Source organism: Streptomyces sp. sk2.1 (assembly GCF_008120935.1).
In the GTDB taxonomy this organism is placed as follows: Bacteria; Actinomycetota; Actinomycetes; order Streptomycetales; family Streptomycetaceae; genus Streptomyces.
The window spans coordinates 52,963-74,395 of sequence record NZ_RDBO01000045.1 but is presented as its reverse complement, the minus strand read 5'-3'; the positions used below and the strand labels follow the sequence as shown (position 1 = coordinate 74,395).

Genomic DNA, 21,433 nt, shown 5'->3' with positions numbered 1-21,433 from the left:
CGCCCCGCCCGGTTCGCGCGAACGTACCCCCATGGGATCAAGTGTTCGTGAACTGGCCGGGGCGACGCCCGCCACCCGGGACCGCTACGTCGATCTCCTGCGGGTCGCCTCGCTGGCCGCGGTCGTGCTCGGCCACTGGCTGATGGCCGCCGTCACCCCGGACGGGGTCGGCAACCTGCTCGCCGTCGTCCCGGCGCTCCAGCCGCTGACCTGGCTGCTCCAGGTCATGCCGGTGTTCTTCTTCGTCGGCGGCTTCTCGCACGCACTGTCCTACCGCTCCCTGCTCCGCAGGCGCGCCCGGGACCCACGGGGTTCCGCGGACTCCGTCTACTCCGCGTTCCTGCGGGCCAGGCTCCAGCGGCTGCTGCGCCCGACCACGGTCTTCGTCCTGCTGTGGGGAGCGGCGGCGCTGGTGATCCAGCTCCTGGGCGGGGGCGGCGGACTGACCGGCACGACCCTGCGCATGGTGACCCAGCCGTTGTGGTTCATCGGGATCTACCTGGCGATGGTCGCCTTCACCCCGCCGCTGCTGAAGCTGCACGAACGGTACGGCTGGGGCGCCTTCGCCGGGCTGGCGGGCGCGGCCGCCGCGGTGGACGTGCTGCGGTTCGCCGCCGGGGTGCCGTACGTCGAGTTCCTCAACTTCGCGTTCGTCTGGCTGGCCGTCCACCAGCTCGGCTTCCTGCGCGCCGACGGCCGCATCCGCCGCCCCGCCCTCCTCGCCGGGGCGGGCCTGGCCGGCGCCTGTGCCCTGGTGGCGTTCGGCCCGTACCCGCTGTCCATGGTCGGGATGCCCGGCGAGAAGGTCAGCAACATGGCCCCGCCCACCCTCGCGCTGCTCTGCCACGGCCTGTGGCTCGTCGGCGCGGTCGAACTGCTCCGCGCCCCGGCGGCCCGGCTGCTGGAGCGCCCCCGCGCCTGGCGCACGGTGGTGGCGGCGAACGGGGTGGCGATGACCGCGTTCCTCTGGCACCTCACGGCGATGTTCGGCGTGTACGGGGCGATGCTCGCCCTCGACGTCCCGCTGCCCGAACCGGCCACCGCCGCCTGGTGGGCCCAGGTCCCGCTGCGGATCGCGCTTGCGGCGGCCCTCACCGCCGCACTGGTCGCCGCCTTCCGCACCTTCGAACGCCCGGCCTCCCCGGCCCCCGCGACCGGCGCTCCCGCAACCGCGGCGGCCACGGGCTCCGGCCCCCTCGCCGCCCTGGGCGCGACCCTGTGCCTGCTCGGTGTCCTGGGCCTGTCCATGGTCGGCTTCGGCGGACTGCTGGACGGCCGCACGGCCCTGCTGATCGCGGTCCCGGTCAGCGCCCCGGCCGCCGTCGCGATGACGCTGGGCGGCTGGCTGCTGGTGGAGCGGGCGGGCCGGGGCACCGCCGTACGGGCCGGGGGCCGGAGGGCGTAGCGGCACCGGCGGACGGACCGGAGGCCGTGCGACCGGTCCGCCGCCGCCCCGTACCCTGGGAAGTCGATCGATCCCACGGGGCAGGAGTGAAATGGCCGTCAATCTGGTCAATGTCGAGCAGGTCAGCAAGGTGTACGGCACCCGTGCCCTGCTCGACGGCGTGTCCCTCGGGGTCTCCGAGGGGGACCGGATCGGTGTCGTGGGCCGCAACGGCGACGGCAAGACGACCCTCATCCGGATGCTCGCCCGGCTGGAGGAGGCGGACAGCGGGCGCGTCACCCACAGCGGCGGGCTGCGCCTGGGCGTCCTCACCCAGCACGACTCGCTCGACCCGGAGGCGACCATCCGCCACGAGGTGATCGGCGACCTCGCCGACCACGAGTGGGCGGGCAGCGCCAAGATCCGCGACGTCCTCACCGGGCTCTTCGGCGGGCTCGCGCTGCCGGGCTTCGAGCACGGCCTGGACACCGTCATCGGCCCGCTCTCCGGCGGCGAGCGGCGCCGCATCGCGCTGGCCAAGCTGCTCATCGCCGAGCAGGACCTGATCGTCCTCGACGAGCCCACCAACCACCTCGACGTCGAGGGCATCTCCTGGCTGGCCGGCCACCTCCGGGCCCGCCGCTCCGCCCTCGTCTGCGTCACCCACGACCGCTGGTTCCTCGACCAGGTCTGCACCCGCATGTGGGACGTCCAGCGCGGCACGGTCCACGAGTACGAGGGCGGTTACAGCGACTACGTCTTCGCCCGGGCCGAACGGGAGCGGATCGCCGCGACCGAGGAGGCCAAGCGGCAGAACCTGATGCGCAAGGAGCTGGCCTGGCTGCGCCGCGGCGCCCCGGCCCGCACCTCCAAGCCCCGCTACCGCATCGAGGCGGCCAACGAGCTGATCGCCGACGTGCCGCCGCCGCGCGACACCAGCGAGCTGATGAGGTTCGCCAACGCCCGGCTCGGCAAGACCGTCTTCGACCTGGAGGACGTGACCGTCCAGGCCGGCCCCAAGACGCTGCTCACCCACCTCACCTGGCAGCTCGGCCCCGGCGACCGGATCGGCCTGGTCGGGGTCAACGGCGCGGGCAAGACCTCGCTGCTGCGGGCGCTGGCCGAGGCGGCCCGCACCCAGGGCGACGCCCAGCCCGCCGCCGGGAAGATCGTCGTCGGCAAGACCGTCAGGCTGGCCTACCTCTCCCAGGACGTCGCCGAGCTCGACCCGAACCTGCGGGTCCTGGAGGCCGTCCAGCAGGTGCGCGACCGGGTCGACCTCGGCAAGGGCCGGGAGATGACCGCCGGCCAGCTCTGCGAGCAGTTCGGCTTCACGAAGGAGAAGCAGTGGACCCCGGTCGGGGACCTCTCGGGCGGTGAGCGCAGGCGGCTCCAGATCCTGCGCCTGCTGATGGACGAGCCGAACGTCCTCTTCCTCGACGAGCCCACCAACGACCTGGACATCGAGACCCTGACCCAGCTGGAGGACCTCCTCGACGGCTGGCCCGGGTCGATGGTCGTGATCTCCCACGACCGGTTCTTCATCGAGCGGACCACGGACCGGGTGATGGCGCTGCTGGGCGACCGCACGCTGCGGATGCTGCCGCGCGGGATCGACGAGTACCTGGAGCGCAGGCAGCGGATCGAGGAGGCGACGACCCCCTCCGCCGCGCCCGCGCCCGCGGCGGCCAAGGAGAAGGAAGCCCCTGCCGCGGCGCTCTCCCCGCAGGCCGCCCGCGCGGCGAAGAAGGAGCTCCAGAAGGTCGAGCGGCAGCTCGACAAGATCTCGACGCGCGAGACCGCGCTGCACGCCCAGATCGCGGAGCACGCCACGGACTTCGAGAAGGTGGCGAAGCTCGACGCGGAGCTGCGCGAACTGGTCGCCGAGCGCGACGAGTTGGAGATGCGCTGGCTCGAACTGGCCGAGGACGCCTGACCGTCGGGAGCCTGCCGGGCGGCCGGTGGGGGCGTGCTTCGACGTGGCTGCCGGGGCTGGTGGGGCGGGTGGTAGAAAGAAACCTTGCCCCGGCACAGCAGCCGGACGGTCCGTACGCAGCACGAGGGGGACGCGCCGATGACCCAGCCGCCCGGCCAGCAACCGCCGCAGGGAGGCTTCGGGGCTCCGTACGACCCCCCGGTGGAGCCGTCCCCTGCCGCACCACCGGCCCCGACCGCACCACCGGCCCCGGCGCCGGGGTACGGCTCGGCGCAGCCCGGCCCGTACAACGCTCCTGCCCAGCCCGGCCCGTACAACGCCCCCGCGCAGCCGGGCCCGTACAACGCTCCCGCCCAGCCGGGCCCGTACAACGCGCCTGCCCAGCCCGGCCCGTACAACGCACCCGCCCAGCCGGGCCCCTACGGAGCCCCCGCCCAGCCGGGCCCGTACAACACCCCAGCGCAGCCCGGTCCGTACAACACCCCCGCGCAGCCTGGCCCGTACAACGCGCCCGCGCAGACCGCGCCGTACGGCGGCCCGGGGCAGCCCGGGGGGCCGTACGGCGCGGTCTGCGCGGGCGCGTTGTACGGGCCAGGCTGCTGGGCGGGGGCTCCGTAGGGGCCCGGCTGGGCGGGTGCGTTGTACGGGCCGGCGGGGAACGGCGGTGGCGGCGGCGGGTTCTTCCGGGGRCGGCGGGGAGCGGTCGTCGGTGCCCTGCTCGCCGTGGTGCTGCTGGCCGGGGGCGGGGTCTGGCTGGCCGTCGGCGGGGACGACGGCAAGAAGTCCGGGGCGAACGGGAGCACCGGCGCCGACCAGGACTCCGCGTCCGGCGGCGGCAAGGGCGGCGGGAAGAACGACAAGTCCGGTGCCGAGGACGAGGACAGGGCCGCGGCCGAGCGCGCGAGCGCGCTGCGGGCCGAGGCCGCCGGGATCAACGCCAAGCGGAAGTCCGGCGAGGCGAAGGCGCTCTGGCTCCAGGAGGGCGGTGTCGACCTGCCGCGCAACGGCTCCGACGTGTACGGGCCCTGGATCGTCGGCGACACCGTCGTGAAGGCGATGTACCGCACGGTCTCCGGCTACTCCGTCGGCGACGGCAGGCAGAAGTGGGCGCTGAAGCTGCCGGCGACCATGTGCGCCGCCCCCTCGCAGGCCACCGCCGACGGCAGGATCGTCCTCGGCATCATGGGCGGCAGCGGCACCGAGGCGACCTGTGACGCGCTCCAGATGGTCGACCTCAACACCGGCAAGGCCGGCTGGTACAAGAAGTACAAGCGGGTGGGCGCCTGGGACGGGCTCTCCGACCCCGCGATGGCGATCAACGGGGACACCGTGACCGTCGGGCGCAAGACCAGGACGGACGCCTTCCGGGTCTCCGACGGCAAGGTGCTCTTCGGTGAACTGCCGGGCAACTGCCAGCCGTTCGGCTTCGCGAGCGGCCCGGTCGCGGTGGCCGCGGCCAGTTGTCAGACGGCGGCCGACGACCACAAGGAACAGCAGGTCAAGCGGATCGACCCGACCACCGGCAAGGTCCTGTGGACGTACAAGGTCAAGAAGGGCTGGGAGGTCTCGCAGTTCTACTCGGTCAGCCCGCTGGTCGTCTCCCTGCGGAAGCCGGAGGAGGAGAAGTGGGCCATCCTCCTGCTCAACGACAACGGGACCTACCGTTCCCAGCTGATCGGTGACGACCCGAACTACCGCACCCGGTGCGACACCGACCTCCTCACCTCCGGCAAGGCCCTCGACGGCTGCCTGGGCGTGACGGCCGACGAGCACGGCGTCTACATGGCGACCGAGCCCGAGTCCGGACTCGACCCCACCAACAAGGTCGTCGCCTTCGACCTGACCACCGGCAAGGTCAAGTGGAAGGCGGACTCCCCGGCCGGGCAGACCCTGATGCCGATGCGTGTGGAGGGCGGCAGGCTGCTGATGCACCTGGGCGCGGCGAAGGGCAAGGGCGGCGGCATCGCGTCCCTCCCGCCGACCGGCGGCACCCCGCGGATGGTGCTGCGGCACCCGGCGTCGGGAGCCGACGCCGAACGGGAACTCTACGAGCCCAAGGTCGCCTACACGGGCGGGCGTTCCTTCCTCGTGTCCTCCAGGATCAGCGGCGTCGAGGACGGCGACGAGGAGAAGGCCAAGTCCATGGGGGTCTACGGCAACTGACGCGCCGGGGCGCACGGGGCGGGGCGGGGCAGGGCGTCGGAAGCCCGCTCCCCGGCGTTCCCCGGGGCGTAACGGAGGCATCACGGGGCGGTTCTCCCTTGGGAACAGGGAGTGGACCGACCCGGTGCCCCGGGTGTTGCGGGTGGTACAAAGAAGGCCCGCTCGACTGACGCAACGCCGCGGGATCCATGCCCGATTCGCTCCATTCCGAAGGGTTCGGGGGTTTTGGCCCCGGGGGCTCCGAGGGATCGCGGGGGAGATCGGAACGGGCACAGGACCGCACGAAGGGGGACGTGCTGATGACCCAGCCGCCCAGCCAGCAACCGCCGCAGGGCGGCTTCGGCGCGCCGCAGGAGCCGCAGGGAACGCCGCAGCCGCCCCAGGGCCCGCCGCAGACGCCGCCCCAGCCCGGCTACGGCTACCCGCAGGCGCCCGGTCAGGCCCCCGGCCACGGCTATCCGCAGCAGCCGGGCCAGCAGCCGGGGCCGTACGCCCAGCAGCCCGGTCCCTACGGTCAGCAGCCGGGGCCGTACGGTCAGCAGCCCGGCCCGTACGCCCAGCAGCCGGGGCCGTACGCCCAGCAGCCCGGTCCCTACGGTCAGCAGCCCGGCCCCTACGCCCAGCCGCAGCAGTACCCCGGCGCCCCGACCCCCGGCGGGCCGGGCGACGGCGGTGCCAAGCGCAAGCCCGCGATCATCATCGGTGCCGCGGCGGTCGCGCTCCTGGTGATCGGCGGCGGCGTCTTCTTCGCCATGAGCGGTGACGACGACAAGAAGAAGGACCCCGTCGCCCAGCAGAGCAAGGGCGCCGAGCCCAGCGGCTCGCCCTCCGTGAACGAGGGCGACGGCAACGGCGACGGCAACGGCGGTGGCGACGAGGACCTCAACGCCGGTCGCAAGAAGGGCGAGGCGAAGGTCCTCTGGCTCCAGAAGAACGACGTCGACCTGCCCCGCAACGGCTCCGACGTCCGCGGCCCCTGGGTGGTCGGTGACACGATAGTCAAGGGCATGTACCGCACGGTCTCCGGCTACTCCGTCGGCGACGGCAAGCAGAAGTGGACGCTGAAGCTGCCCGCCGACCTGTGCGCGGCACCCGCCCAGGCCGCCGCCAACGGCAAGATCGTCATCGGCGTCAAGAACGGCACCACCGACAAGGCCGACTGCGCGGACCTCCAGATGATCGACCTCAACACCGGCAAGGCCGGCTGGAAGAAGTCGATCAAGAAGAACGGCACCTGGGACTTCCTCTCGGACATCTCCCTCGCCATCAGCGGCGACACGGTGACGGTCGGGCGCACCGGCAATTCCAACGCCTACCGGGTCAGCGACGGCAAGGAGCTGTTCGGCAAGCAGTCGGGCAACTGCCAGCCGTTCGCCTTCGCCGGCGGCCCCAAGCTGATCGCGGCCGCCAACTGCCGCACCGGCGACGTCGACAACCCGCAGCACCAGATCCAGGAACTGGACCCGGTCACGGGCAAGCCCAAGTGGACGTACCAGCCCAAGCGCGGCTGGGAGATCGACAAGGTCTACTCGGTGACCCCGCTCGTGGTCTCCCTGAAGAAGGAAAAGGAGTGGAGCATCCTCGCCCTGAAGGAGAACGGGCAGCTCCGCACCGGCATCACCAGCGACAAGGGCGACAAGTTCGCACCGGACTGCGGCAGCGCCTTCGCGATCTTCGGGAAGTCCCTCGACGGCTGCACCGGTGTCGCCGCCGACGCCAACACCTTCTACATGGCCACCGCCCCGGACTCCAGCGGTCTCGCCCGCACCAACAAGGTCGTGGCCTTCGACCTGAACACCGGCAAGTCCAAGTGGAAGGCCGCGGCCCCCAGCGAGCGCGTGGTGAAGCCGCTGCGCATGGAGGGCGGCGACGTGCTGCTCTACGTGGAGGCGGGCTTCAACAAGGGCGGGGGGATCGCCACCCTCGCGCCGACCGGCGGCACCCCGAAGATGCTGCTCCAGCACCCCGTGTCGACGTCCGAGATCGAGAGCACCTTCTACAACTCGAAGGTCGTCTACGCGGACGGCCGCTCCTTCATCGCGAGCGGCCGGGTCAGCGCCAGGAACGACAAGGAAGAGCTGGAGACGAAGACCATGATGGCCTTCGGCAACTGACGGCTCACCAAGCCCTCGACGGCGACACCGAGCCGTCGGACCCGACGCCTCACGACCGGCAGCGGCCGGAGCACCACCGACCGCTGCCGGCCCCGACCCACCGACTCCCCTTCCCCCCCAGAGGTACGCACGCCATGACGCAGCCGCCCCAGCCGCCCAACGATCCGCCCCAGGGCGGGTTCGGCGCCCCGCAGGACCCGCCGCCGGGCGGGTTCGGCGCTCCGCAGGACCCGCCGCCCGGTGGGTTCGGCGCCCCCACCCCGCCGCCCGCGGGCGGGTTCGGCGCCCCGACCCCGCCGCCCGCCGCCGGGCAGCCCACGCAGCCCGCGCAGCCCGGCGTCCCGCAGCCGCCGGCCGGCTACGGCTACCCGCAGACCGGGGCCCCGCAGCAGGGTTACGGCTACCCGCAGCCCCAGCAGCAGGGGTACGGCTACCCGCAGGCACCCGTGCCCGGACAGCCGCAGCAGGGCTACGGCTTCCCGCAGGGCATGCCGCCCGGCCAGCCGCCGCAGCAGGGCTACGGCTACCCGACCACGCCGATGCAGCAGCAACAGCCGTACCCGCCGCAGCAGGACGGCAACGGCGGCAAGAAGTTCACCACCCAGATGCAGATCATCGTCGCCGCCGCGGTCGCCGTGGTGCTGATCGTGGGCGGCGGCGTCTGGTACGCCGCCTCCGGCGACGACGACAAGACGGACAAGACGTCCCAGGCCGGCGGCACCACCGGCGGCAAGGGCGGCACCGAGAAGGGCGGCGTCCTCGGGGGCGGCAAGGAGAAGGCCCCGGACGACCCCAAGTCCAAGGTCGCCTTCCAGCTCCCGCTGCCGAAGGTCACCGACGTCACCAGGGTCGACGGCTCCTGGCTGACCGACAAGGCGTACGTGAAGACCGGGCTGAACGAGATCGTCGGCTACGACCCGGTCAAGGGCACCAAGCTGTGGTCCATCCCGCTGGCGGGCCAGCTCTGCGCCGCCTCGCGGCACATGTCCAAGGACTACAAGACCGCGATCGCCTTCCAGGAGAGCAAGCCCACCAAGCAGACCAAGTACCCGCCGTGCAACCAGGTCGGCGCGCTCGACCTGAACACCGGCAAGATGCTGTGGAGCAAGTCGATCACCGCCGCCACCAGCGGTGACGCGGCGGTCAGGTTCGACGAGATCACGGTCAGCGGCGACGTGGTCGCCGCTGGCGGCACCGAGGGCGGCGCCGGCTTCGACCTGAAGACCGGCGCCGAGCGCTGGAAGCCCAGGGCCAGCACCGACGGCTGCTACGACAGGGGGTACGGCGGCGGCGAGGCGCTCGTGGCGGTCCGCACGTGCGGCTCGTACGACGACCCGCAGCTCGTCATCCAGCCGCTGAACCCGGCCGACGGGGCCCCGATCTCCTCGTACAAGATGCCGCCCGGCGTCGACTACGCGAGCGTCGTCTCCACCAAGCCGCTGGTCGTCGCGGCCGACGTCGGCGACACCGCCGGCGACGGCAGCGGCATCTCGGACTTCTTCTCCATCGACACCTCCACCGGCAAGCTGCTCACCCGGATCGCGGCGGACGCCGAGAAGTACGCCGCGCGCTGCGCCTCCACCAAGGTCGAGAGCTGCAGCCAGCTCGCCGTCGGCAACAACCGCATCTACGTGCCGACCGAGGACCACGAGGGCACCGGCGAGTACGGCGACACCAACGAGATCGTCTCCTTCGACCTCAAGACCGGCAAGCCGACCGGTGACCGCGCCGACGCGGGCGACCGCTACACGATGTTCCCGATCCGGATGGACGGCGGCAACATCATCGCGTACCGGGTGCCCCCGTACGACAAGGGCGGCCAGGTCGTCTCCATCGACGGCGGCACGTTCAAGCAGACGGTGCTGATGGAGAACCCGAGCGACGAGTCGATCCGTGACGCGGAGACCAGCTTCACGCCGGACTACTCCGAGTTCCGCTACGACAACGGGCGCCTGTACCTGTCGAGCACGATGGTCAGCAAGCCGCACGGCTCGCTGGACGAGGACCGCCGCCTGGTGGTCGCCTTCAGCCGGGGCTGAGCGACCGGCCGCACGGACGAGGGGGTGGTGCCCGCGGGACGGGCACCACCCCCTCGTGCGTCCGGGGGACTTGATCAGGCGGTCGAGTCGTCGAACGGTGCGTGCACGACCTTGGACGAGACGCAGGACAGGGCCGTGGCCCCCTCCATCCTGCAGAGCTCGATCCAGGCCGAGGCGATCCGGCCACCGGGGTCGGCGCAGCTGTCCCCGGCCCAGCCGGTCCCGTTGCCCGTGGAGACCCGGTGCGGCAGGAAGCAGTGGGTACCGGCGTCCCCCTCGGTGATCAGCCGGACGCCGACCGAGTGGCCGTCGGCTGCCGTGTCCTTCACGGACATGTGCAGCGGGTCGAGCCGGCAGGGGTCGAGCCGCCACTGGGCCTTCACATGGGCGTGGCCCCACGACGTCTCCACGCCGGAGGCGGTGACGGTGCCGGCGGCGGCCGCGGTCCCGGTGAACGCGGGGGCCGCGAGCGCGGCGCACGCGGCCACGGCGACGAGCAGGGTCTTTTTCGTCTTCTTCGTTTTCTTCGGTCGCACGGGTTCCTCCGGGTTCTTCGGCGAACAGGCCATGACGATTGGCGGAAAACTGTTGATCCACAATGGTCGGCAGCGCAGATTGCAACGGGCCCGTTCGGACATGGCGCACCATCAACCGGTCCCGAACGCGGGCGGAGTCGGCGATCCGGAGCCTTTTGGCCGGTAAGGCGCCCGCGACGTCGAACAAGCGTGTAGCTTGCCGGGGCAGGAAGGCCGGGGGGCCCGGTGCGACCGGTGGCTACGGGGGTGTGCTCGATGGGCGTGCGGCTCATGGTGGTCGACGACCACAGACTGCTCGCCGAGGCACTCGCCTCGGCGCTGAAGCTGCGGGGCCACCGGGTCCTCGCGGCGGCCGCGCCGACGGCGGGGGCGGCGGAACTGGTGGTCAGCAGGGCCCCTGAGGTCTGCCTGTTCGGCACCGCGGCACCCGCCGAACCCGGCGCCTTCGACCCGATCGTGCGCATCCGGCGCGAACGCCCGCAGGTGGCCGTCGTGGTGCTCGGCCCGGTGCCCAGCCCCCGGGGGATCGCGGCGGCCTTCGCCGCGGGCGCCGCGGGGTACGTCCGCCACGACGAACGCATGGAGGGTGTCGAGCGGGCCATGGTCAAGGCGCGGGCCGGCGAGGCGGCGGTGGCGCCGCAACTCCTGCGGAGCGCCTTCGCCGAACTGCTCAACCCCGCCGCCGCGCCGGACGACGAGGGCCGGCGGCTGCTGCGGCTGCTCACCCCGCGCGAGGTCGAGGTCCTGATGCGGGTCGCCGAGGGCGAGGACACCCGCCGGATCGCGGCCGGGATGCGGATCGCGCCGAGCACCGCGCGCACGCACGTGCAGCGGGTGCTGATGAAGCTGGGCGTCGGCTCCAGGCTGGAGGCCGCGGCGCTCGCGGCCCGTACGGGACTGCTGGACCACGCGGCACCGGACGGACGGCCGGACCCGCTGCTCCCCTGAGGGCTGTCCTCCCGTTCCCCCAGGAACCAACAAACTCCGAACTCCGAACCGCACAGGCATGCCGTGCCCGGCGCGTGGCCGTTCGCGGTCGCCCACGGCTTTCCGTAGCTGTCCGCGACTGCCCGGCGCCGGACCACTCATTGACGCGCCTGTTGGCTTGTGGTTCATTGTGTTCGGTTATGTTTGGAGGAATCTGGTGAAGAAGACGGTCACGACGCTCGCCGACGGCCGGGAGCTGATCTACTACGACAGCCGTGACGACACGGTGCGCGAGGCCGTCGACCGGCGCCCCCTGGACCCCGTGTCGACGTCGTCCGAGATCCGCCGCGACCCGTTCCTCGGGGACAGCGTCGCCATCGCCTCGCACCGCCAGGGGCGCACCTACCACCCGCCGGCCGACGAGTGCCCGCTCTGCCCCTCGCAGGACGGCAGGCTGAGCGAGATCCCCGAGGCGGACTACGACGTCGCCGTCTTCGAGAACCGGTTCCCCTCGCTCGCCGGTGACTCCGGCCGCTGCGAGGTCGTCTGCTTCACCTCCGACCACGACGCCTCGTTCGCCGACCTCACCGAGGAGCAGGCCGCCCTGGTCCTGGAGGCGTGGACCGACCGCACCGCCGAACTCGCCGAACTCCCGCAGGTGCGGCAGGTGTTCTGCTTCGAGAACCGGGGCGCCGAGATCGGCGTCACGCTCGGCCACCCGCACGGCCAGATCTACGGCTACCCCTTCGTCACCCCGCGCACCGAGCTGATGCTCCGCTCGATGGCCGCCCACCGCGCCGGGACCGGGGGCAACCTCTTCGACGACGTCGTGGCCCGGGAGGAGAAGGACGGCTCGCGGATCGTCATCGAGGCCGAGCACTGGATCGCCTTCGTGCCGTACGCGGCGCACTGGCCGTACGAGGTCCACCTCCACCCCCGCCGCCGCGTCCCCGACCTGCGGGAACTCGACGAGGCGGCGCGCACGGAATTCCCACAGGTTTATCTGGAACTCTTGAGGCGATTCGACCGGATCTTCGGCCCCGGGGAGCCGCCGACCCCGTACATCGCGGCCTGGCACCAGGCCCCGTTCGGGGTTCCCGGGCGGGAGGAGTTCGGGCTCCATCTGGAGCTTTTCACCATCCGACGCACCTCCGGCAAGCTGAAGTTCCTCGCGGGTTCCGAGTCCGGCATGAACGTGTTCATCAACGACGTGCCGCCGGAGGCCGCGGCCCAGCGACTGCGAGAGGTAGCCAGCCAGTGAGCAAGCCCCAGAAGAAGTACCTGGTCACCGGCGGTGCGGGATACGTCGGCAGCGTGGTGGCCCAGCACCTGCTGGAGGCCGGCCACGCGGTCACCGTCCTCGACGACCTGTCGACCGGGTTCCGGGAGGGCGTTCCGGCCGGGGCCGAGTTCATCGAGGGCCGGATCCAGGACGCCGCGAAGTGGCTGGACGCCTCCTACGACGGGGTCCTGCACTTCGCCGCGTACTCCCAGGTCGGCGAGTCCGTCGCGGACCCGGAGAAGTACTGGGTGAACAACGTCGCCGGGTCCCTCGCGCTGCTCGCCGCGATGCGCGACGCCGGGGTGCGCACCCTGGTCTTCTCCTCCACCGCCGCCACCTACGGGGAACCGGCCACCACCCCCATCACCGAGTCGGACGCCACCGCGCCCACCAACCCCTACGGCGCCACCAAGCTCGCCGTCGACCACATGATCACCGGCGAGGCGGCCGCGCACGGACTGGCCGCGGTCTCGCTGCGCTACTTCAACGTGGCCGGTGCGTACGGCAGTTGCGGGGAACGGCACGACCCCGAGTCGCACCTGATCCCGCTGGTCCTCCAGGTCGCCCTCGGCCGGCGCGAGTCGATCTCCGTGTACGGCGACGACTACCCGACCCCCGACGGCACCTGCGTCCGCGACTACATCCACGTCGCCGACCTCGCCGAGGCCCATCTGCTGGCCCTGGACGCCGCCACCGCGGGCGAGCACCTGATCTGCAACCTCGGCAACGGCAACGGCTTCTCCGTCCGCGAGGTCGTCGAGACGGTCCGCGAGGTCACCGGCCACCCCGTCCCGGAGGTCGTGGCCCCGCGCCGGGCCGGCGACCCCGCCGTGCTGGTCGCCTCCGCCGACACCGCCAGGCAGCGGCTCGGCTGGACCCCCTCCCGCCCCGACCTGACCGGAATCGTCGCCGACGCCTGGGCGTTCGCCCGCCGAGAGGAAACCGCCGCACCATGACCGGGAACAGCGAACTGGCCGCCTCCTTCGCCGAGTTGTACGGCAGGGAGCCCGAGGGGATCTGGGCCGCCCCCGGCCGGGTCAACCTGATCGGCGAGTACACCGACTTCAACGACGGCTTCGTGATGCCGCTCGCGCTGCCGCACACCGCACGCGCCGCCGTCGCCCGCCGCACCGACGGCGAACTGCGGCTCCACTCGACCGAGGTGCCCGGCGGCGTCGTCCGGCTCCGGGTCGACGAACTGGCCCCGGGGCAGGGACACGACTGGGCCGCGTACCCGGCCGGGGTCGTCTGGGCGCTGCGCGAGGCGGGCCACCCGGTCACCGGCGCGGACATCCAGCTGACCTCCACCGTCCCCACCGGCGCCGGACTGTCCTCCTCCGCCGCACTGGAGACCGTCACCGCGTTCGCCCTGAACGACCTGTTCGGACTCGGCCTCTCCGCACCGGAGCTGGCGGTGCTCGGCCAGCGCGCCGAGAACGCCTTCGTCGGCGTGCCGTGCGGGGTCATGGACCAGATGGCGTCCGCCTGCTGCACCGAGGGCCACGCCCTGCACCTCGACACCCGCGACCTCACCCGGCGCCAGGTCCCCTTCGACCTGCCCGCCCACGGGCTGCGGCTGCTGGTGGTCGACACCCGGGTCAAGCACGCGCTCGGCGACGGCGCCTACGCCGAACGGCGGGCCGGCTGCGAGGCCGGGGCCGCGGCGCTCGGCCTGCGGACGCTGCGCGAACTGCCGTACGACGGCCTCGCCGAGGCCCTGGACACCCTGGCCGAGTCCGGCGCGGACGAGTCCGTGGTGCGCTACGTGCGCCATGTGGTCGGCGACAACGAGCGGGTCGAGCGGGTCATCGCGCTGCTCGACGCCGGAGACGTGCGGGCGGTGGGCCCGGTCCTCGAAGCCGGGCACGCCTCGCTCCGCGACGACCTGCGGGTCTCCTGCGCCGAACTGGACCTGGCGGTGTCGGCGGCGGTCGGGGCCGGTGCGCTCGGCGCCCGGATGACCGGCGGCGGCTTCGGCGGCTCGGCGATCGTGCTGGTGGAGGAGGACCGCGCGGACGCGGTCGCCGACGCCGTGCGGGAGGCGTTCGCCGCGGCGGGACACACCGCGCCGGGCATCTTCCCGGCGGTGCCCTCGGCGGGCGCCCGCCGTCTCGTCTGAACCCCTCGCACCCCTCCTGTCACACGGGTCACCCCCGAACACCCGAACGACACCGGCCAGTTCTGCGAATCGCCTTCCGTCGGGGCCCGTCGGCCTTACTCTGATGCACAGCACCGGTGGGGGCCGGTGCTGATTCAGGGGTACGAGACAGTCGGGTACGGCGCCCGGGGCGGGTGGCAGTCGACAACACGGCGGCGGCCGTGGGACTGCGGTCCAACTCCCCGAACCGGGCACCGTACCCGTACTGATCTGTCCCTTCGAAAGGGCCCGGGGGTGGCCCGGGAACAGACGCGGCATGGGGGTGCCTGTGGTTCGTATCCGGGTTCTCGTGGTGGACGACCACCGAATTTTCGCCGAATCGCTCGCGGCGGCGCTCACGGCCGAGCCCGACGTCGAGGTGGCGGCCGCGGGCAGCGGCCCCGCCGCCCTGCGCTGTCTGGAACGGGCCGCCGCGGAGGGGCGCGGCTACGACGTGGTGCTGGTCGACGCCGAACTGGGCGCGCTCGCCCCGGGGGTCCGGCCCGCGCCCGTCCCGGTGCCGAACGGCGGGGAGAACGCCCCGGTGGACGGCATCTCCCTGGTCGCCGGGGTCCACGCCGCCCGGCCCGCGGTGCGCACGGTGGTGCTCGCCGAGAGGGACGACCCGCACCGGGCCGCGCTGGCCCTCCAGGCCGGGGCATCGGGCTGGGTCGCCAAGGACTGCTCGTTGCAACGGCTGCTCGCGGTCGTCCGCGGCGTGCTGCGCGGCGAGACGCATCTGCCCCCCGCCCTGCTCACGGGGGTGCTGAAGGAGCTGACGGCGGCGCGCAAGCACCGCACCGAGAGCGAGCGGCTGGTCGAGTCGCTGACCCCGCGCGAGCGCGAGGTGCTGCGCTGCATGGTGGCGGGGCTGGGGCGCAAGGCGGTGGCGGAGCGGCTGTTCCTCTCCCCGCACACGGTCCGCACCCACATGCAGAACGTCCTGGGGAAGCTGGGCGTGCACTCCACGCTGGCCGCCGTCGCGCTGGCCCGGCGGGCGGGCGTGGGACCGGCCGAGACGGCCCCGGCGTTAACCGGGGATGTTGTCGAACGGAGCGGTCAACTGGCGTAGCAGGCCCGCCAGTTCACCCCGCTGCCGGGTGGAGAGCTCGCTCAGGATGGCGCGCTCCTGGGCGAGCAGGCCGGCCAGCGACTGGTCGGCCTTGTCGCGCCCCTCGGCGGTGAGCCGGACGAGCACGCCGCGGCGGTCGTTGGGGTCGGGGAGCCGCTCGACGAGGTTCTTCTTGGTGAGCCGGTCGATGCGGTTGGTCATCGTGCCGGAGGTGACCAGGGTCTGGGTGAGCAACTGGCCGGGGGAGAGCTGATAGGGGGCGCCGGCGCGGCGCAGGGAGGTCAGCACGTCGAACTCCCACGGTTCGAGATCGTGCTCGGAGAAGGCGATCCGGCGGGCCCGGTCCAGATGACGGGCCAGGCGGGATACGCGACTGAGCACCTCGAGCGGTTCCACGTCGAGGTCGGGGCGCTCCCGGCGCCATGCAGCGACCAATCGGTCGACCTCGTCCTCCATGTGGATCAGTGTAGAGGGTCTGTCGACATGAAGTCTCTTGAAAGCAAGTCTCTTGAGGGAAAGCCTCTCGCAATCGAGCTTCTTGAAATCAAGTCTCTTGACATCGAGATATCTATGGCGTGATCCTGACTGCCATGACCTCACCCACCTGGGACCCGCGGCAGTACCTGCGCCACGCGGACCACCGCACCCGCCCCTTCCACGACCTCCTGGCCCGGATCCCCGACCCCGCCCGCCCCCGCGCCCCGCATCGCCGACCTCGGCTGCGGAGCGGGCAACGTCACCGCGCTCCTCGCCGACCGCTGGCCCCGGGCCCACGTCACCGGCTACGACAACTCCCCGCAGATGCTCGAACGGGCCGGGGCCCACGCCGGCCCCCTCCTCGACTTCGCCGAGGCCGACGCCACCACCTGGACCCCCGACGAGCCGTACGACCTGATCGTCTCCAACGCCCTGCTCCAATGGGTGCCGGACCACGCCGCCCGCTTCCCCGACTGGCTAGACGCGATCACCCCCGGCGGAACGTTCGCCCTCCAGGTCCCCGGCAACTTCGACCAGCCCACCCACGTCCTGATGCGGGAACTCGCCGGCTCCCCGCGCTGGCGCGACCGCCTGGGCGACGTGCTCCGCCACGCCGACGCGGTCCTCGCCCCCGCCGCCTACCTCGACGCGCTGACCGGGCCCGGCACCACGGCGGACGTCTGGGAGACCACGTACCTGCACCTGCTGCACGGCGAGGACCCGGTGCTCGACTGGGTCAAGGGCACCGGCCTGCGCCCCGTCCTGACCGCCCTCGCCGACGACCCCGACGCCCGCGAGGCGTTCCTCGCCGAATACCGCGACCTGCTGCGCGCCGCCTACCCGGCCGGCCCGCACGGCACGGTCCTCCCGTTCCGCCGGATCTTCGCCGTCGCCCACAAGGAGAAGTGATGATCGCCGCCCTCGACCACGTGCAGCTCGCCGCCCCGGAGGGCTCGGAGGACGCCCTGCGCGCGTACTACACGGGCGTCCTCGGCATGACGGAGATCCCCAAGCCGCCGGTGCTCGCGGCCCGCGGCGGCTGCTGGTTCGGCGCCGGACCGGTCCAGCTCCACCTCGGCGTCGAGCGGGACTTCCGCCCCGCGAGGAAGGCCCACCCCGGACTGCGCGTCACGGACATCGAGGCGTTCGCGGCCCGACTGGAGGAACGGGGCGCCGAGGTCCACTGGGACGGCGACCTGCCCGGCCACCGGCGCTTCTACAGCCACGACCCGGTGGGCAACCGCCTGGAGTTCCTGGAACCGACGGACGGGTGAGGGCACCCGCGGGGCGCCCTCCGGCCGGGTCACAGCGCGTCCAGCGCCTCCCGCGTGATGTCGACGTCGATCGGGAACGGCACGGCCGTCTTGAGCCGGGCGTGGTGGATCCCGGTGAGCGCGTACGTCCCGGACACCGGATCCAGCTCGTACACCCGCACCACCGGATGGTTGTCGGTGCCCGCCACGTCGACCAGCCAGAAGTTCGGAATGCCGGCCGCCGCGTACTTCCGGGGCTTGGCGTCGCGGTCGCGGGCCTCGGAGTCCGGCGAGACGACCTCGACGGCGAGCAGCAGGTCGGCGGCGTGGAAGCGGGTCTGCTCGGGACCGGTGACCGCGTCGGAGCGGACGACGGAGATGTCGGGCTCGGGCACGTTGCGGCTGTCGAGGACGACCGCCATCTCCCGCACGACCCTCACCTCGCGCGACGCGAAGCTCCGCAGACCACGGACCAGCAGGTCGATCATGCAGCTGTGGAAAAAGCGCTGTGGACTCACGAAGACCAGGCTCCCGTCGAGCAACTCGGTGTGCGGCGGGAGATCGGGCAAGGTGAACAGGTCGTCCACCGTGTATCCGTCCTGGGGCGGCACCGGCCAGCGGTTGCTGTGCCCGGCGAACGGCTCGGCGGTCATGGTTCCTCCCATGGACGGGATTCTTGGCCCTCGGGACCACAGTAGGGGCCGCTTCCCCCGGCCGTCATCACAACGGGTGACCGGCCCCGCTCAGCTCTTGCGGTGCCCTATCAGGCGGGGCTTCGACTCCAGGTTCTCCAGGCCGTGCCAGGCCAGGTTCACCAGGTGGGCCGCCACCTCCGACTTCTTCGGCTTGCGGGCGTTCACCCACCACTGGCCGGTCAGCGCGACCATGCCCACCAGCGCCTGGGCGTACAGCGGGGCCAGCTTCGGGTCGAAGCCGCGGGCCTTGAACTCCAGGCCCAGGATGTCCTCCACCTGGGTGGCGATGTCGCTGATCAAGGAGGCGAAGGTGCCCGTGGACTGGGCCACGGGCGAATCGCGGACCAGGATGCGGAAGCCGTCCGTGTACGTCTCGATGTAGTCCAGCAGGGCGAACGCGGCCTGCTCCAGCAGCTCCCGCGGATGGCCCGCCGTCAGCGCGCTCGTCACCATGTCGAGGAGCCGGCGCATCTCGCGGTCCACCACCACCGCGTACAGCCCCTCCTTGCCGCCGAAGTGCTCGTAGACCACCGGCTTGGACACCCCGGCGCGCGAGGCGATCTCCTCGACCGACGTCCCCTCGAAGCCCTTGTCGGCGAACAGGGTGCGGCCGATGTCCAGCAACTGCTCGCGGCGTTCCTTGCCCGTCATCCGCACCCTGCGGGTGCGGCGGGAGGAGGACGTACGGTTCTTCTCGCTGCTGGTACTGGAATCGGTCGCCACGTCGTCAATCATGCCGCGTCGGCGCGCGTGCGGTCGCGCCGGGCGTCGATACGGCGGGACTCGATCCGGGCGGAGTCCGGCCAGCGCACGTCGTGCGCCCAGCCCAGCTTCTCGAACCAGCGGATCAACCGGGCGCTCGAATCGATCTGACCCCGCATCACGCCGTGCCGGGCGCTCGTCGGATCGGCGTGGTGCAGGTTGTGCCAGGACTCGCCGCAGGACAGCACCGCGAGCCACCACACGTTCCCCGACCGGTCACGGGACTTGAACGGCCGCTTGCCGACCGCGTGGCAGATCGAGTTGATCGACCAGGTGACGTGGTGCAGCAGGGCCACCCGTACCAGCGAGCCCCAGAAGAAGGCCGTCGCCGCACCCCACCACGACATCGTCACCAGCCCGCCGACCAGCGGCGGAAGCGCCAGCGACACGATCGTGAAGGTCATGAAGTGGCGGGAGACGCCCCGGATCGCCGGATCCTTGATCAGATCGGGGGCGTACTTCTGCTGCGGCGTCTGCTCCTCGTCGAACATCCATCCGATGTGGGCCCACCACAGGCCCTTCATCAACGCCGGCACGCTCTCGCCGAAACGCCACGGCGAATGCGGATCGCCCTCCGCGTCCGAGAAACGGTGATGCTTGCGGTGATCGGCCACCCACCGCACCAGCGGACCCTCCACGGCCAGCGAACCCGCCACCGCGAGCGCGATCCGCAACGGCCGCTTCGCCTTGAAGGAGCCATGGGTGAAGTAACGGTGGAAACCGATCGTGATCCCGTGGCAGCCGATGAAGTACATCGCCACGAGAAGGCCCAGATCGAGCCAGCTCACCCCGCGGCCCCAGGCCAGCGGCACCGCCGCGACCAGCGCCACGAACGGCACCACGATGAACAGCAGGAGGGCGACCTGCTCGATGGTCCGCTTGTTGTCCCCGCCGAGCGTGGCGGAGGGAAGAGCCTGATCGCCGACCACCGACGGCTGCGCGTCGTCGATCACGGTGGGGCTGGTGTTCATGGGGGGTCCCCCGGGGAAGAGGAGTACGAGGACAGCCCTGGCTACGCTTCCGTAACCTACGGCGACGTAAGTATGGCAGCGCGAAGGCCCGCAGCACGAGAGCACGACGGCCCCCGGTCGAGCGGAAACCCGATCGGGGCCCGAGCGGCGCCGACGACGTGGACACCTATCCTGGTGGGGTCGGACAGCGCGGTCCGCAACTCTGCTTTCCCCGGGGCGGTCCGTCGGCACCGCCGCCGACCGCGGCCCCGGAGAAACCGCCCACCCGTCTCACACCACCCCGTGGGGAGACACCGAGCGCCGCACCTCCTCATTCACTGCAAGGAGCCGCACACCGTGAGCAGTGCCGACCAGACCCCTGCCGCCAGCACCGAGCTGCGCGCCGACATCCGACGCCTCGGCGACCTGCTGGGCGAGACCCTCGTACGCCAGGAGAACCAGGAACTCCTCGACCTCGTCGAACGCGTACGCGCCCTCACCCGCACCGACGGCGAGGCCGCCGCCGAACTCCTCGGCGACACGGACCTGGAAACCGCCGCACAACTCGTGCGCGCCTTCTCCACCTACTTCCACCTGGCCAACGTCACCGAGCAGGTGCACCGCGCCCGCGAGATGCGCGACCGCCGCGCCGCCGAGGGCGGACTCCTCGCCCGCACCGCCGACCGGCTCAAGGACGCCGACCCCGACCACCTGCGCGAAACCGTCAAGAACCTCAACGTACGGCCCGTCTTCACCGCACACCCCACCGAAGCCGCGCGACGCTCCGTCCTCAACAAGCTCCGCCGCATCGCCGCCCTGCTGGAGACCCCCGTCGTCGAGGCCGACCGCCGCCGCCAGGACCTGCGCCTCGCCGAGAACATCGACCTCATCTGGCAGACCGACGAACTCCGCGTCGTGCGCCCCGAGCCCACCGACGAGGCCCGCAACGCCATCTACTACCTCGACGAACTGCACGCCGAAGCCGTCGGGGACGTACTGGAGGACCTCGCCGCCGAACTGGAACGGGTCGGCATCGAACTGCCCGCCGGCACCCGCCCCCTCACCTTCGGCACCTGGATCGGCGGCGACCGCGACGGCAACCCCAACGTGACCCCCGCCGTCACCTGGGACGTACTGATCCTCCAGCACGAACACGGCATCACCGACGCCCTGGAACTCGTCGACCACCTGCGCGGACTGCTCTCCAACTCCATCCGCTACACCGGCGCCACCGACGAACTCCTCACCTCCCTCGAAGCCGACCTGGAACGCCTCCCCGAGATCAGCCCCCGCTACAAGCGGCTGAACGCCGAGGAGCCCTACCGGCTCAAGGCCACCTGCATCCGGCAGAAGCTCGTCAACACCCGCGAACGCCTCGCCGCCGGCACCCCGCACCGCCCCGGCTGCGACTACCTCGGCACCGCCGGACTCATCGCCGACCTCCAGCTCATCCAGACCTCACTGCGCGAACACCGCGGCGGACTCTTCGCCGACGGACGGATGGACCGCACCATCCGCACCCTCGCCGCCTTCGGCCTCCAGCTCGCCACCATGGACGTCCGCGAACACGCCGACGCCCACCACCACGCCCTCGGCCAGCTCTTCGACCGGCTCGGCGAGGAATCCTGGCGCTACGCCGACATGCCCCGCGACTACCGGCAGAAGCTCCTCGCCAAGGAACTCCGCTCGCGCCGCCCCCTCGCCCC

At 72.1% G+C, this 21,433-nt stretch carries 18 protein-coding genes and 1 pseudogene; 14 read left to right on the top strand and 5 right to left on the bottom strand.

Features of this window, described 5'->3' with window-relative positions:
• Positions 1-31 precede the first annotated feature (31 nt).
• The 6 genes from EAO76_RS15475 to EAO76_RS15455 all read left to right on the top strand — a co-directional run bounded on the left by EAO76_RS15475 (position 32) and on the right by EAO76_RS15455 (position 9,636).
• Positions 32-1,405: an acyltransferase gene (locus tag EAO76_RS15475; RefSeq protein WP_148836529.1), complete on the top strand. Its 1,374-nt coding sequence runs from the start codon at positions 32-34 to the stop codon at positions 1,403-1,405.
• Positions 1,406-1,496: 91 nt separating this feature from the next.
• Positions 1,497-3,320 (top strand): ABC-F family ATP-binding cassette domain-containing protein, encoded by a 1,824-nt coding sequence (locus EAO76_RS15470; protein WP_148836528.1) that lies wholly within the window; start codon positions 1,497-1,499, stop codon positions 3,318-3,320.
• A gap of 201 nt (positions 3,321-3,521) precedes the next feature.
• Positions 3,522-3,938 carry a hypothetical protein gene (locus EAO76_RS47295; RefSeq protein ID WP_316248343.1) on the top strand — a complete coding sequence of 139 codons (417 nt, stop codon included), beginning with the start codon at positions 3,522-3,524 and terminating at the stop codon, positions 3,936-3,938.
• A gap of 21 nt (positions 3,939-3,959) precedes the next feature.
• The gene (locus EAO76_RS15465) at positions 3,960-5,483 is read left to right on the top strand and encodes a PQQ-binding-like beta-propeller repeat protein (RefSeq protein ID WP_316248342.1); all 1,524 of its coding nucleotides are present in this window, start codon (positions 3,960-3,962) and stop codon (positions 5,481-5,483) included.
• A 299-nt stretch (positions 5,484-5,782) separates the two neighbouring features.
• The gene (locus tag EAO76_RS15460; RefSeq protein ID WP_148836527.1) at positions 5,783-7,597 is read left to right on the top strand and encodes a PQQ-binding-like beta-propeller repeat protein; all 1,815 of its coding nucleotides are present in this window, start codon (positions 5,783-5,785) and stop codon (positions 7,595-7,597) included.
• Between the two features lie 134 nt (positions 7,598-7,731).
• Positions 7,732-9,636 (top strand): PQQ-binding-like beta-propeller repeat protein, encoded by a 1,905-nt coding sequence (locus tag EAO76_RS15455; RefSeq protein WP_148836526.1) that lies wholly within the window; start codon positions 7,732-7,734, stop codon positions 9,634-9,636.
• A 74-nt stretch (positions 9,637-9,710) separates the two neighbouring features.
• Here EAO76_RS15455 and EAO76_RS15450 read toward each other — a convergent pair whose 3' ends face one another.
• Complete coding sequence (locus EAO76_RS15450) at positions 9,711-10,172, bottom strand: hypothetical protein (protein ID WP_148836525.1); 462 nt, start codon at positions 10,170-10,172, stop codon at positions 9,711-9,713.
• Between the two features lie 255 nt (positions 10,173-10,427).
• Here EAO76_RS15450 and EAO76_RS15445 point away from each other — a divergent pair, with 255 nt between their 5' ends.
• The 5 genes from EAO76_RS15445 (at position 10,428) to EAO76_RS15425 (ending at position 15,590) form a co-directional block, all read left to right on the top strand.
• The gene (locus EAO76_RS15445) at positions 10,428-11,120 is read left to right on the top strand and encodes a LuxR C-terminal-related transcriptional regulator (protein ID WP_148836665.1); all 693 of its coding nucleotides are present in this window, start codon (positions 10,428-10,430) and stop codon (positions 11,118-11,120) included.
• Positions 11,121-11,316: 196 nt separating this feature from the next.
• Positions 11,317-12,360, top strand: coding sequence for a galactose-1-phosphate uridylyltransferase (galT, locus tag EAO76_RS15440; protein WP_148836524.1), 1,044 nt, complete (start codon positions 11,317-11,319; stop codon positions 12,358-12,360).
• The gene (gene galE, locus EAO76_RS15435; RefSeq protein ID WP_148836523.1) at positions 12,357-13,337 is read left to right on the top strand and encodes a UDP-glucose 4-epimerase GalE; all 981 of its coding nucleotides are present in this window, start codon (positions 12,357-12,359) and stop codon (positions 13,335-13,337) included. The genes galT and galE overlap by 4 nt, the downstream gene beginning before the upstream one ends.
• Positions 13,334-14,500: a galactokinase gene (gene galK / locus EAO76_RS15430; protein WP_148836522.1), complete on the top strand. Its 1,167-nt coding sequence runs from the start codon at positions 13,334-13,336 to the stop codon at positions 14,498-14,500. The genes galE and galK overlap by 4 nt, the downstream gene beginning before the upstream one ends.
• A 307-nt stretch (positions 14,501-14,807) precedes the next feature.
• A complete protein-coding gene (locus tag EAO76_RS15425; RefSeq protein ID WP_222872174.1) occupies positions 14,808-15,590 on the top strand; it encodes a response regulator transcription factor in 783 nt (260 codons plus the stop codon).
• On the opposite strand, the gene EAO76_RS15420 is transcribed toward EAO76_RS15425, so the two are convergent.
• Entirely contained in the window at positions 15,549-16,046 is a 498-nt protein-coding gene (locus tag EAO76_RS15420; RefSeq protein ID WP_148836520.1) for a MarR family winged helix-turn-helix transcriptional regulator, read from the bottom strand. The two genes, EAO76_RS15425 and EAO76_RS15420, sit on opposite strands and share 42 nt — an antisense overlap.
• Before the next feature lie 134 nt (positions 16,047-16,180).
• Here EAO76_RS15420 and EAO76_RS15415 point away from each other — a divergent pair.
• Both EAO76_RS15415 and EAO76_RS15410 read left to right on the top strand, forming a co-directional pair.
• Positions 16,181-16,976, top strand: a pseudogene (locus EAO76_RS15415) (trans-aconitate 2-methyltransferase).
• Positions 16,976-17,341, top strand: a complete 366-nt coding sequence (locus EAO76_RS15410) for a VOC family protein (RefSeq protein ID WP_148836519.1) — start codon at positions 16,976-16,978, stop codon at positions 17,339-17,341. Before EAO76_RS15415 ends, EAO76_RS15410 begins: the two are co-directional and overlap by 1 nt.
• A gap of 29 nt (positions 17,342-17,370) precedes the next feature.
• Here the strand turns inward: EAO76_RS15410 and EAO76_RS15405 are convergent, their stop codons facing one another.
• The 3 genes from EAO76_RS15405 to EAO76_RS15395 form a co-directional block, all read right to left on the bottom strand.
• Positions 17,371-17,973: a Uma2 family endonuclease gene (locus EAO76_RS15405; RefSeq protein WP_148836664.1), complete on the bottom strand. Its 603-nt coding sequence runs from the start codon at positions 17,971-17,973 to the stop codon at positions 17,371-17,373.
• A gap of 90 nt (positions 17,974-18,063) precedes the next feature.
• On the bottom strand, positions 18,064-18,750 hold the full coding sequence (locus EAO76_RS15400) for a TetR/AcrR family transcriptional regulator (protein ID WP_148836518.1): 687 nt from the start codon (positions 18,748-18,750) through the stop codon (positions 18,064-18,066).
• The gene (locus EAO76_RS15395) at positions 18,747-19,748 is read right to left on the bottom strand and encodes a fatty acid desaturase (RefSeq protein ID WP_148836517.1); all 1,002 of its coding nucleotides are present in this window, start codon (positions 19,746-19,748) and stop codon (positions 18,747-18,749) included. Before EAO76_RS15395 ends, EAO76_RS15400 begins: the two co-directional genes overlap by 4 nt.
• 336 nt (positions 19,749-20,084) lie before the next feature.
• Here EAO76_RS15395 and EAO76_RS15390 point away from each other — a divergent pair.
• Positions 20,085-21,433: phosphoenolpyruvate carboxylase (locus tag EAO76_RS15390; RefSeq protein WP_148836663.1), on the top strand; the 1,349-nt coding region annotated here is incomplete at its 3' end.